Source organism: Pseudoduganella namucuonensis, from assembly GCF_900116645.1.
In the GTDB taxonomy this organism is placed as follows: Bacteria; Pseudomonadota; Gammaproteobacteria; order Burkholderiales; family Burkholderiaceae_D; genus Rugamonas; species Rugamonas namucuonensis.
This window is the reverse complement of sequence record NZ_FPBO01000021.1, coordinates 61,491-73,816: the sequence shown is the minus strand read 5'-3', so window position 1 is coordinate 73,816 and position 12,326 is coordinate 61,491. Positions and strand designations below refer to the sequence as shown.

The following is a 12,326-nucleotide window of genomic DNA, read 5'->3' as shown; positions in this document are numbered from 1 at the left end:
GCCGGCATGGGCGACCAATTCAAGGCGGTGCACGCCGCCATGCGCTCCTGGGTGGACGGCGGCATCCTGGCCGGCGCCTCCTGCGCGCTGCTGTCCGGCACCGCGGTGGTGGACCGGCACTGCGTCGGCCACGCGGACCTGGAGGCCGGCGCCGCGCTGCGCGGCGACCACCTGTTCCGGGTCTTTTCCAACACCAAGCTGGTCACCTCCATCGCCGTCCTGATCCTGATGGAGCGGGGCCGGCTGACGCTCGACGACCCGGTCGAGCTGCACCTGCCCGCGCTGGCGGGGCGCCGCGTGCTCAGGCCCGGCGCGGCGAGCCTGGACGACACCGAACCGGCGCGCGCCCCGATCACGCTGCGCCACCTGCTGTGCCACAGCTCGGGCCTGGGCTACGGCTTCCTCGCCCCGGGCAGCCTGATGGACCAGGCCTACGCCGCGCGGCGCATCATGCACGCCGACAGCACGCTGGAACAGATGGTGGACGCGCTCGCGCCGCTGCCGCTGTCCTTCCACCCCGGCACCGGCTGGGAATACTCGATCGCCTCGGACGTGCTGGCGCGCGTGGTGGAGGTGGCGGGCGGCCAGCGCTTCGGCGACTTCCTGGAACAGGCCATCCTCGGGCCGCTGGGCATGGACGACACCTGCCTCGTCGTCCCGCCCGAAAAGCGCGACCGCCTGACCGTCTACTACGCCGGCGCGGACCGGTTCGACCCCGCCGTTCCCGGCCTGCGCCGGCTGGCCGGTTCGCCGTATCCGGGCGCCTACCTGGCGCCGGTGGCGCGCCAGTCCGGCGGAGGCGGCCTGGTGTCCACCCTGGACGACATGGTGGCGCTGCTGCGCAGCCTGATGCCGGGCGGCCCGGCCTTGCTGCGCGCCGACACCATCGCGGCCATGATGACGAACCAGCTGGCCGACGGCGTGAGCATCGGCTTTCCCGGCGTCGGTCCGGTGCCGGGCAAGGGCTACGGCCTGGGCGGCGCCGTCACCCTGCGGCCGGGACCCGGGGATCCGCCGGCCGGCGCCGGCGAATTCGAATGGGGCGGCATCGCCGGCACCCACTGGTGGATCTCGCCGCGGCACAACATCGCCGGCGTGCTGATGGCCCAGCGCCAGATGGGCTTCTGGAATCCCTACGCCTTCGAGTTCAAGCGCCTGGCCTACGAGGCGCTGCTGGACGCTTAGGCCGCGCCCGTCGCCAGCGTGGCGATCAGCTCCATGGCCGCCGCCGGCGCGCGCTCCTTGGCGCCGTTGATGAAATAGACGAACACGTCGCGCGCCTTGGCGCCATCCTTGGGTTCGCCAGCGTAGGGCAGGTCGTCCGGCTGGCCGCCGTCGCGCCACAGCGCCGCGCGCGCCGCCCACTTTTTCAGCGCCGGCTTGCCGTAGCCGGTGGCGATGTCGGCGCGCGCGTCCATCAGGCGGGCGTAGACGAAATCGCCGGTGACGTCGGCGTAGGACGGATAGTCCGGCGAATCGGTGAACACGGTGGCCACCTTGTGGCGGCGCGCCAGCTTCAGGTAGTCCGCGCACATGAAGCTGGGGTGGCGCGTGTCCAGCACGTGGCGCAGCTTGCGCTGGCCCAGCTTGTCCGGCAACAGCTTGAAAAACGCCTCCAGTTCGTCCGGGTCGAAACGCTTGGTGGGCGCCAGCTGCCAGAGCAGGGGGCCGAGCTTGTCGCCCAGCTCCGCCAGTCCGCTGTTGACGAAGCGCTCCACCGCCTCGCCGGCCTCGCCCAGCGCCTTGCGGTTGGTGGCGTAGCGGCTGGCCTTCACGGCGAACATGAAACCGTCCGGCGTCTGCGCGTGCCAGCCGGCGAAGTGCTCCGGCTTGGCGGTGCGGTAGTAGGTGCCGTTGATCTCGATGCTGGTGACCTTGCCGCTGGCGTACTCCAGCGCGCGCCTCTGCGCCAGCCCCTGTGGATAGAAAGTCTCGCGCCAGGGAGCGTAGTCCCAGCCGCCGATGCCCACCCGTATCAAGCTAGTTTTACCCATGCCATCCTCCCGGCGCCCATCATAGCAAGGCCGGGCCGGCCCCCGCGCCACTCTCGCCTATGGGATGGATAGCGGGAATTTATTGTCTTTATCGAATCGGCGCGATTATTATTGCGGCCAGGGAACACTCGACGAACACTAGCCCGGCCTCGCCGCCGCACACCCGCCATGCACATCCAAGCGACAGACACCATACAGACTCCTCCCGCGCGGGAGGCCCGCCATGCACGCTGAACTGGCCATGCCGAACAGCGAAGTGGAGCGGGTCGCCGCGCTGCGCGAACTGGGCATCCTCGACAGCCACACCTCCGAGTATTTCGACACCGCGACGCGGCTGGCCATGTCCGTGTTCGGCACGGCGGGCGCCTACATCTCGCTGATCGACAGCGACCGCCAGTGGATCAAGGCCTCGGTCGGCTTTTGCACGCCGGGCGAGACGCGCGAGGAGTCCTTCTGCGACCACACCATACGGCGCGCCGACGTGATGGTGGTGGACGACGCGCTGCTCGATCCGCGCTTCGTGGACAATCCCGCCGTCGCCGGTCCGCCCCACGTGCGCTTCTACGCCGGCGCGCCGCTGCTCACGCCCGAGGGCTACGCCATCGGCGCGCTGTGCGTGATCGACTCCGCCCCGCGCGCGATGGACCCCGCGCAGCGCGCCAGGCTGCGGGAGATGGCGGCGATGGTGATGTCGCACATCTCGCTGCGGCGCGCGGTCGGCCATGTGGACGCGGTCAGCGGCATGCCGAACAAATACCAGCTCGAGGCGGACCTGAAGCAGCAGGGCCGCGAGGCGGCCGGCGAGGAGCGGGTGCTGGTCTACCTGGACTTGCCGGACGCCGCCACCGCCTTCGAAATCGCCAGCGTGCTGGGGGTGGCGGCGCACGATGAACTGGTGCGCAGCGCCGGGCAAAAACTCAAGCGCCTGTTCCGCGGCAGGGCCACGGTCTACCACGTGACGGACGCGCGCTTCGCCGTGCTGTCCGGCGACGGCGACACCGGCGGCTTCGTCGCCTTCGCGCGCGCGCAGGAACCGGCCCTGCAGGAGCCGCTGATGGACCTGAACGTGCCGCTCAACCTGCCCAGCTTCGGCGGCATCGTGGTGTTCCGGCTATGCCCGGATTCGGCCATGGACGCGCCGCGCAAGGCCTCGTCGGCGGTCAACCAGGCCTTGCTGGCGCAGCGGCGCTGGTCGGCCTACGACGGCGACGCGGACGCCCGCCAGCGGCGCGCCTTCCGCCTGCTGAACGACGTGCGCGAGGGCCTGCGCGCGGACGCCTTCCAGCTGGTCTACCAGCCCAAGCACGACCTGGCCAGCGGCGCCTGCCTGTCGGCCGAGGCGCTGCTGCGCTGGCGGCATCCGGAACTGGGCTTCATCTCGCCGGCCGAATTCATCCCGCTGATCGAGAAGACCGCGCTGATCAAGCCCCTCACGGACTGGGTGCTGCGCACGGCGATCCGCCAGGCGGCGCAGTGGCACGCGGCGGGGCGCCCGGTGAAGATCGCGATCAACCTGTCGGCGCTCAATTTCGAGGAGGGCGACATCTGCCAGCGGCTGGCCGCGGCCTGCGCGGAATCCGGCCTGCCGCCGCGCTACGTGGAGATCGAATGCACCGAGGGCGTGTGGATGGAGAGCCCGGCCATCCTGCAAACCCTGCACGGCATCCGCGCGCTGGGCATGAGCCTGGCGCTGGACGATTTCGGCACCGGCTACAGCAACTTCGCCTACCTGCAGAAGGTGCCGGCCACCGTGGTCAAGGTGGACCAGTCGCTGGTGCGCAACGTGCACACCAACCCGCGCGACCAGCGCATCGTGCGCTCGCTGATCGCGCTGGCGCGGGAACTGGGCTACGAGGTGGTGGCCGAGGGCGTGGAGACTGCCGAATCGCTGGCCCTGATACGCGAATGGGGTTGCCACGTGGCGCAGGGCTACCACTTCGCCAAGCCGCTGCCGGCGGCGGACTTCATCGAGCATATCGCCCGCCACTAGGCCATCGCTTGCGTCTGGCGCCACGCCGGCGGGCGGCGCCGCGAACTAGCGGGGGATGAAGGCGGCGCTGGCGGGGAAGCGCTGCCACTGCTCCTTGAGCGAGTGCCGCGGCAGCGCGTGCAGCAGCTTGATGTCGGAGCTATCGATGGTTCTGCTGTACAGGCTGTCGCCGACGCGGTACAGCGTCGCGCTGCGTTGCGCGCTGCCGTGGCTGGGCACCTTGTCGATCACCGCGCCGCTGAGTTCCAGCGTGACGACGCGCAGGCCGTCCGCGCCGCAGGACCATTTGTCCCTGCCCAGGCGCTTCACGGCGGCCGTTTTTCCATTGATCAGGTACTCCATCACCAGCGTGTCCGCGCCGTCGAAGGCGAGCGTGAACTCGCGCCGTCCGGCGCCGGGGGCGCCTTGCCCGGTGAAGCCCAGCGCGATCCACGCGGCGTCCAGCGTGCCGCCGGCGCCGGGCTCGCCCTTGACCGCCTTGCCGCGGCGCTCCCAGGCCCAGGCGTTGGGATCGACGTACAGGCCCTGGACTTCACGGCAGTCCGAAGACATGCCGGTCAGGGGCGGCCAAATGTCGGGGTAGGGCTGGATGGAGGTGCCGCCGCACGCGGCCAGGCTGAGGGCGGCGCAGGCGATGAGAAAATGGCGTGGCATGATGACCTCTCTGTTTTGGGGAGAGGCGCATCTTGCCACGCCATATTACTTTAGCGATTTTTCATCACAAAGTATTAGAAAGCGATACCAGCCGGATGGCCTAGATGGCCCAGCCGCCGCCGTAGAAGATGGCCAGCGCGGCGGCGATCGCCACGGTGCCGGTGTTCAGCTTGCGGAACTCGCCGGACACCACGCGACCCACCACCAGCGTGCAGAAGCCCAGCATGATGCCGGTCACGATGTTGCAGGTCAGCAGGATGAACACGGCGCAGACCAGGCCGGACAAGGCGTCGACCTTGTCGTCCATGTGCATGCGCGCCACGCTGCCCAGCATCAGCAGGCCGACGTACATCAGCGCGGGCGCGGTGGCGTAGGAAGGCACCAGGCCGGCCAGCGGCGAGAAGAAGATCAGGCCCAGGAAGCCCAGGCCGACCACCACGGCGGCCAGGCCGGTGCGGGCGCCTGCGGCGGTGCCGACCGTCGATTCGATGTAGGCCGCCGCCGGGGCGCCGCCCACCAGGGCCGAGAAGATGGAGCTGATCGAGTCGGTGGTCAGCGCGCGGCCGCCGTTGTGGATGTAGCCCTTCTCGTCGATCTGGCCCGCCTCGCCGGCCACGGCGCGGATGGTGCCGGTGGCGTCGAACACGGCGGTCATCACCAGCGCGAGCACGGACGGCATCACCGCCATCGACAGCGCGCCCTGGATGTCCATGGCGCCGATCAGCGAGGCCTTGCCCTCGGCGGCCAGGCTGGGCAGGGCGAACACGCCGGTGAATTTCACGGACGGGTCGAACGCCAGGCCGGCGGCCGACAGCGCCACCACCACCAGCAGGATGCCGCCGGGGACCTTGCGGGTCTCCAGGCCGAAGATGGCGGCCAGGCCGACCAGGCTCATCAGCACGGGGAAGGACGTGATGGCGCCCAGCGCGACCGGCAGGCCCGGCTCGGGGTTTTTCACCACCAGGCCGACGCCGTTGGCGGCGATCAGCAGCAGGAACAGGCCGATGCCCACGCCGGTGCCGTGCGCCACGCCCTGCGGCAGGTTTTGCAGGATCCACGAGCGCACGCCGGTCACCGAGATCAGCGTGAACACCACGCCCATCAGGAACACGGCGCCCAGCGCCACCTCGGGCGACAGGCCCTTGCCGAGCACCAGGCCGAAGGCCATGAAGGCGGTCAGCGAAATGGCGCAGCCGACGGCGATCGGCAGTCGCGCCCAGAAGCCCATGATCAGCGAGCCGAAGGCGGCGGTCAGGCAGACCGCCACGAAGACGGCGCTGACGTCGAAGCCGGCCTTGCCCAGCATGCCGGGCACCACGAACACGGAATACACCATGGCCAGGAAGGTTGTGACGCCGGCGATGATTTCACGGCGCTGGGTGCTGCCGCGCGCCGAGATCTTGAAGTAGCTGTCGATCTTGCCGGCGTCCGCGGCGGGCGGCGCGTCCTGGCTGGATACGGGCCGAAGTTGGGGTTGGTTCATGGTTGTGCTGCTCCTATATGTCTCCCGCCGATGCGGCCATTTCCCCGGCCGCCCCGAACGTGTCTAAGTTATGTTTTGGGGTACGCTGCGTTCGACACCCTAGCCGGCGTGCCGACTTCGTGGGCGAGTGCCCAGTCGGTATAGGCAGAGTAGGGCTTTGGCCGCGCGCGACCCAGCAGTCGCGGGAAATAGCAACCATATGGGAATTCATATCAGGCCCGCGGGTCCGCATGCCTGCCGCCGGGCGCCAAGCAATTTTACACATGTGTTGACGACGCTTATAATGAGGTAACTTATCACTCAGAGAAAACAGTTATGGAGCAGGCAAGCAATATCGCCCGTCGGCGCAAGTCCGCCCTGGCCGATGGCAGTCCGGACTACACGGCCAAGCGCGACGAGCTGGTGCAGGTCGCGTCGCGGCTTTTCAAGCAAAAGGGATTCAAGGCCACGACCCTGAACGACATCGCCAAGGAAGCGGGGATCGACCGCGCCACCATTTACTACTACGTGGCGAGCAAGGATGAGTTGTTCCAGGAGGCGATCGGCGGCATCCTGAACGCGAACATCGCGGAGGCCGAGCGCATCCTCAAGGAAGAGGGCCCCGATCCCCGCGCGAAGCTGGAGCTGCTGCTCGAGGTGCTGATGCTGTCGTATGAGGCCAACTATCCGCACATGTATGTCTACATCCAGGAACTGATGCACGACGTCGCGCGCGACTCTTCGCCCTGGGCCAAGCTGATGGTGAAGCAGACGCGCCGCTTCGAGAAGATCACGATGCTGCTGATCGCCGAAGGCGTGGCGCAAGGGATGTTCCGGGAGGATATACCGATCCGCCTCGCGGTCAACGGCCTGTTCGGCATGTTCAACTGGACCCACCGCTGGTTCGATCCGCAAGGCAAAAAGAGCGCCCGGGAGATCGCACAGGTCTTTTGCACGATATTCTTCGACGGTATTTCCCAGCCGGCGTGAGCGGCGGCCTGCCGGCCCCTTTCCGATTCGCGTAGCTGGTCAACGAGTGTGTTGACTATCTGCCGCCATGCCGCTACACTGGCCGCAGGCGGCAGCGCGTGCCGAGCCTATCCGCGAAAGGGAATCCATGAGTCAGTCAACGCAAGCGATCGTCCACCGCCGCGCCGGCGCGGTCGCCCATATCCAATTCAACCGCCCGCAAGCGCTCAACGCGATCGACAGCGACATGGCGGCGGCGTTTTTGCGCTGCTGCCGGGATATCGCAGCCGATGACGGTGTGCGCGCGGTGCTGCTGTCCGGCGCCGGCCGGGCCTTCATGGCCGGCGGCGACGTCGCCAGTTTCCGCAGCGACCCCGCCGGCATAGAGCCGTCCATCATCGCCCCCATGCACGAGGCGCTGGCGCTGCTGGCCGGCCAGTCCGCACCGGTGCTCGCTTGTGTGCACGGCGCGGTGGCCGGCGCCGGTCTGAGCATGGCGCTGGCCGCGGACCTGGTGATCGCGGCCGAGGGGACCCGGTTCAGCTTCGCCTACGCCGCGCTGGGCGCCAGCGGCGACCTGGGGGTGTCGTGGTCGCTGCCGCGCGCGGTCGGCCTGCGCGCCGCGCTGGAGATAGCCTTGCTGCCGGAACCGCTGGACGCGGCCCGGGCGCGCGAGCTCGGCATGGTCAACCGGGTGGTGCCGGCCGATACGCTGATGGTGGAGGGCGAGGCGCTGGCCGAGCGCCTGGCGGCGGGGCCGACCTTCGCCTACGGGAAAATCAGGGGCTTGATGCGCGCCTCGTTCGGCCGGGAGTTCGGGCCGCAACTCGACGCCGAGCGCGATGCGTTCGCGGACTGCACCCGGACCGACGACTTCCAGGGGGCGGTGGCGGCGTTCCTGGACAAGCGCAAAGCGGAGTTCGCCGGGCGCTGACCGCGCTCAGCCGGCGACGGCCGTATCGGCCAGGCGCTGCCTCAGCGCGCGCTTGTTGACCTTGGTCGCCGACATGGGCCAATCCTCGCCGCGCATGAAAAAGACCGCGCGCGGCACCTTGTAGCTGGCGATTTTCCCGTGGCAGAACGCGATCAGTTCGTCCTCCTCCGCCCGGGCGCCGGGACGGAGCTCGACGAAGGCCACCGGCACCTCGTCGAGCCGCGCGTCCGGCCTGCCGACCACCTCGGCGAGGCGCACCGCCGGATGGCCGCACAGGTAGGCCTCGATCTCGATCGCCGCGACGTTCTCGCCGCCGACCTTCAGCATGTCCTTGATGCGGCCGTTGAAGCTTAAGCTGCCCGAGGCCGAACGCCGGTACAGGTCGCCCGTGTGCAGCCAGCCGTCGGCGTCGATGGCCTCGGCGGTCTTGGCCGGGTCGTTGTAATAGCCGCTCATGACGCAATAGCCGCGCACCAGGATCTCGCCGACCTCCCCCTCGGCAGCCTCCTCGCCGGTGTCGATGTCGACGATGCGCACGTCGATGCCCGGCACCGCCTTGCCCTGGGTGTGGGCGCGCGCCCGCGGCGATTCGTCCGGATCGCTGAGCGCGAAGACGCCGGCGGTTTCGGTCATGCCGCAGCCTTGCACGATCTCGGCGTCGGGCAGCAGCGCTCCGACCCGCTCGATCAGCTTTGGCGGGCCGATCAGCATCACGGTGCGCAGGCTGCCCAGGGCGGCGGGCGAGCGGCCCGGATGATCGACCAGCGCCTGCATAATGGCGGGGAACCAGGGCCAGGCGGTGCTGGCCCGCTCGCGCTCGATCAGTTCCAGCGCGCGTCCAGGGACGAAGCTGGTGTCGGTCAGGAAGGTGCCCGCCACCCCGATCGTTCCCAGCATGGGCGCCAGCGTCCCGATATGGAAGAGCGGGCCGCCGCCCCAGTGCACGGCGTGGGGATCCGTCTGGAAGCGGTGCCTGGCGCGCTCCACGGGGCCGCGCGAGATCGCCTCGTGCGACAGCATGCAGCCCTTGGGGTCGGCGGTGGTGCCGGAGGTGTACAGGATCAGCGCGGTGGCGCACAGGCGCACGCGCCGTCGCGCCTGGTGCACGGCGTCGGGAGCGATCCGATCGGCCAGGGCGTCGAAGTCCGCGCGGGGCAGCAGCGCCCCGGCGCCGGCACCGCGCAGCATGACGACGTGGCGCAAGGCGGGAGCCTCGGGCAGGTTCAGCCGCCGCGCGCAGGTGGCGGCGCGCAGCGCCGGTATGGCGCCGGAGATGAGCGCGCCGAAGTCGACATGGTCCGCCGGGTCGGATGTGCTGAACAGCAGCGTGAGATTGGCGTTGCGCACGATGTAGCCGATCTCCCTTTCCTTGTGGCGGGCGTTCAGCGGGACCGCGACGCAGCCCAGCATCAGGATGCCGAAGAAGGCGGCGACAAACTCAAGGCTGTTGCTGGCGAGGAGGCCGATATGGTCGCCCGGACGCACGCCCAGCGCGAGCATGCCCCGCGCGCAACGCTCGGCGTCGCTCAGCAGGTCCCCGTAATTCCGTCGCCGGTCGGGGAACACCACCGCGTCGCGGAAAGGATGCTGGCGCGCCGCGCGCACCAGCAAATCGCCGGCCGGCGATACCTCGCATATATCGTCGAAATGTGGCATTGCTCTGTCCCCGTTGACGGCGCCGCGCGGTGGGCGGCGCTCTGTTGGTCTGTGCTGCGTTGTCAACGCATATATTGTTCCACGCCATTCCCGCTGTCAATGAATTACATGACAATCGACGCCGCTGATTAACATAGGTGTTGATATAATCGCGAGTGAACGAAGGCTGTCCGGTACGCGGGAGGAGGGCTTTTCGATGTCCATGCCCGCGGGTGGAAGGAAAGTGGAATGATTACTACGGAACAAGTCAGGGCGCTGGTCGAGCCGCTGATCGCCGCGCAGGCCCCGGGCGCCGCGCTCGACACGTTCAGCGAGGCGCTGATACGGCTGGCGGTGCGCGCCAGCGTCACCACGCTCGACGTGGCGGGTTGCGACACCGCCATCGCCGCTTGCCTGGACGCGGGGGCCTCCGCGCGGCAGGTTCAGGAAGTGCTGGACCTGGTGTCCGGGCTGGGGGTGCACACCTTGATGGAGGCGACGCGCCGGCTGGCGGCGCAGCTGCGCGCGCGCGGCGACACGGCGCTGGACGAGCCGCTGGACCAGCGCCTGCAAGCCTTGTGGGACAAACACGTGGGCGACGATCCCTATTGGGGCGCGATGGAGGCGGAGGCGCCCGGTTTTCTGGACGCGTTGCTGAGGCTTTCGCCGGACGGCTTCGAGGCGTTCTTCAACTACTGCTCGGTGCCGTGGAAATCGGCCACGCTGCGGCCCCTGCTCAAGGAGCTGATCGCGATCGCGGTCGACGCCTCCACCACGCATCGCTACATGCCGGGCCTGCGGTTGCATCTGCGCAACGCGGCCAAGCTGGGCGCGGGACGGATGGAAATCCTGCAAACGCTCGACATCGCCCGCGGCGCGCCGCCGCACGCCGGCGTGGCTTGAGTGGCGGGCGGGAACGCCGCGGCTCGCCCCGTCAGTCAACGTTTAAGTTGACTGGCGGGGGCCGCGGGATGATAATGGGACGGCGGCGCGCGCATCGCCGCCGCGGAGATCATCATGGAGACCGAGCATGTGGGATATCGAGAAACGCATACGCCGCCTGGAAGACCGCGCGGACCTGAATGACATGGTGGTGCGCTATTTCCTGGCCGTCGACGACGACGACTACCTGGCCCTGGCGGGCATTTTCGCCGAGGCCAGTGAATTTTCCGCCAGCGGCTTTCCCGGCGCCAGCGGGCGCGAGGCGATCGTCGAGTCCCTGCGCGCCAGCCGCCGCCACATGGGCGCCACGGTGCACACGCCCGACTACGCGCTGTTCGACTTTCAATCGGACGACAGCGCGACCGGGACGGTCGGCGCGCACCTCGAGCTGGCGATCGCGGGACGCACATTGATGGGCGCGGTGCGCTATCGGGATGCCTATGCGCGCATCGACGGCGGCTGGCGCATCGTGCGCCGGCACATGCGCGTGGTGCACATGGGACCGTGGGAAGAGATCGGCGCTTCGCTGACCACCGAACTGCGGGTGCGCTGGCCGGGCATGGCGCCGCTGCCGTCTGACTTTCCCAAGCGGGTGGATTGAGGGGGAATTCGAACGCCGCCCCCGGGGTACGAGGGCGGCGGCGCTTGCCGCTACAGCACGTGCAGCTTCGGCGTGACTTCCTTCGCCAGGCGCTGCAGCGATTCGAAGTAAGGCTTGGGATTGTCGATATTGTCGTGCGAATTGACGATGATTTCGCCCCAGCCCCCGGTCTTCTCGGCCATCAGCTCAAGCTTGCGCCGCACCGTCTCCGGCGAGCCGCACAGCCACACGTGTTCGGCCAGGAATTCCATGTCGACCTGGCTCGGATCGATGTCGGTGCCGGAATCCTCGATGATGCCCTGGAACAGATTGAACTTCTTGTAGATCGGGCCGAGGTACTCGCGCCATGAATCGGCCAGGCCGCTGTTCATGGCGAGGCGCCTGGCCTCGGCGTCGCTGTCGGCGATGAAGATATCGCGCGTGACGCGGAAGCGCGAGCGATCGGCGGCATGGCCCTTGGATGCCGCCGCCGCCGCCCAAGTGTCCCAGTGCGACTTCATGACCTCGGTGCCGCCGAAGAAGGAGATGGGACTGTAGTTGCGCTCGCCCGCCCATTTCAGGGAGGACGAGTTTTTGGTGAGGCCGGTGACCGCGATCTCCAGCTTGTCGCGCCCGCCCCACGGGCTGTTGTCGGCGTAATCGATCTCGTAGCCCGGGAAATCCGCCGGACCTGGATAGCCCGCCTGGAAATGCGCCGTGCGTTCCTTGAAGGGCTGGCGCTGCCACACCCGTTCCATCAGTTCGAGGGCCTCGAACATCTTGGCCTGCAGTTCGCCGATGTTGTCGTGGCCGTGCAGGATCGCGTCGGTGTGGTGGCCGCCGGGAGCCACGCCCAGAAAATAGCGCCCTTCCAGCACCTGCGACAGCCAGCCCACCTGCGTCGCCAGGGTGGCGGGATTGTGATACGGCAGCAGGTGCGCCATCGGCGCGAAGCGGATCCGCTTGGTCAGCCGCGCGGCCGCGCCGATGATGATCTCGGGGCAGGGAATGTTTTCCCAGGCCAGCGTGTAGTGTTCGCCTATCATGAAGTCGGCATAGCCGGCTTCGTCTGTCAACATGGCCAACTCCATCGACCAGTCAAACACCTGGCGCGCTGTACGTTTGGGCAGAATATAGGGCGTATGGAAAAAACCGGTTTTCATCAT

Annotated in this window: 11 protein-coding genes; 6 read left to right on the top strand and 5 right to left on the bottom strand. The window is 68.5% G+C overall.

Annotation, left to right across the window (positions count from 1 at the left end; genetic code table 11):
* Window positions 1-6 precede the first annotated feature (6 nt).
* The gene (locus BM436_RS20950) at window positions 7-1,185 is read left to right on the top strand and encodes a serine hydrolase domain-containing protein (RefSeq protein WP_218164901.1); all 1,179 of its coding nucleotides are present in this window, start codon (window positions 7-9) and stop codon (window positions 1,183-1,185) included.
* Here BM436_RS20950 and BM436_RS20945 read toward each other — a convergent pair.
* Window positions 1,182-1,994: a DUF72 domain-containing protein gene (locus tag BM436_RS20945; protein WP_177307396.1), complete on the bottom strand. Its 813-nt coding sequence runs from the start codon at window positions 1,992-1,994 to the stop codon at window positions 1,182-1,184. The two genes, BM436_RS20950 and BM436_RS20945, sit on opposite strands and share 4 nt — an antisense overlap.
* A gap of 223 nt (window positions 1,995-2,217) precedes the next feature.
* On the opposite strand from BM436_RS20945, the gene BM436_RS20940 reads away from it, so the two are divergent.
* A complete protein-coding gene (locus BM436_RS20940) occupies window positions 2,218-3,984 on the top strand; it encodes a sensor domain-containing phosphodiesterase (protein ID WP_093557476.1) in 1,767 nt (588 codons plus the stop codon).
* A 45-nt stretch (window positions 3,985-4,029) separates the two neighbouring features.
* Here BM436_RS20940 and BM436_RS20935 read toward each other — a convergent pair whose 3' ends face one another.
* Entirely contained in the window at window positions 4,030-4,638 is a 609-nt protein-coding gene (locus BM436_RS20935; protein ID WP_093557475.1) for a hypothetical protein, read from the bottom strand.
* Between the two features lie 100 nt (window positions 4,639-4,738).
* Window positions 4,739-6,121, bottom strand: coding sequence for an NCS2 family permease (locus BM436_RS20930; RefSeq protein ID WP_093557474.1), 1,383 nt, complete (start codon window positions 6,119-6,121; stop codon window positions 4,739-4,741).
* A gap of 315 nt (window positions 6,122-6,436) precedes the next feature.
* On the opposite strand from BM436_RS20930, the gene BM436_RS20925 reads away from it, so the two are divergent.
* Complete coding sequence (locus BM436_RS20925) at window positions 6,437-7,090, top strand: TetR/AcrR family transcriptional regulator (protein WP_093557473.1); 654 nt, start codon at window positions 6,437-6,439, stop codon at window positions 7,088-7,090.
* Window positions 7,091-7,217: 127 nt separating this feature from the next.
* Complete coding sequence (locus BM436_RS20920; RefSeq protein WP_093557472.1) at window positions 7,218-8,003, top strand: enoyl-CoA hydratase/isomerase family protein; 786 nt, start codon at window positions 7,218-7,220, stop codon at window positions 8,001-8,003.
* A 6-nt stretch (window positions 8,004-8,009) separates the two neighbouring features.
* Here the strand turns inward: BM436_RS20920 and BM436_RS20915 are convergent, their stop codons facing one another.
* Window positions 8,010-9,659 carry a class I adenylate-forming enzyme family protein gene (locus BM436_RS20915; RefSeq protein WP_093557471.1) on the bottom strand — a complete coding sequence of 550 codons (1,650 nt, stop codon included), beginning with the start codon at window positions 9,657-9,659 and terminating at the stop codon, window positions 8,010-8,012.
* Between the two features lie 228 nt (window positions 9,660-9,887).
* Here BM436_RS20915 and BM436_RS20910 point away from each other — a divergent pair, with 228 nt between their 5' ends.
* Together BM436_RS20910 and BM436_RS20905 are read left to right on the top strand one after the other, a co-directional pair.
* Window positions 9,888-10,541, top strand: a complete 654-nt coding sequence (locus BM436_RS20910) for a carboxymuconolactone decarboxylase family protein (protein WP_093557470.1) — start codon at window positions 9,888-9,890, stop codon at window positions 10,539-10,541.
* A gap of 127 nt (window positions 10,542-10,668) precedes the next feature.
* Window positions 10,669-11,181: a nuclear transport factor 2 family protein gene (locus BM436_RS20905; protein ID WP_093557469.1), complete on the top strand. Its 513-nt coding sequence runs from the start codon at window positions 10,669-10,671 to the stop codon at window positions 11,179-11,181.
* A gap of 50 nt (window positions 11,182-11,231) precedes the next feature.
* Here BM436_RS20905 and BM436_RS20900 read toward each other — a convergent pair whose 3' ends face one another.
* On the bottom strand, window positions 11,232-12,323 hold the full coding sequence (locus BM436_RS20900; protein ID WP_093557537.1) for an LLM class flavin-dependent oxidoreductase: 1,092 nt from the start codon (window positions 12,321-12,323) through the stop codon (window positions 11,232-11,234).
* Between the last annotated feature and the right edge of the window lie 3 nt (window positions 12,324-12,326).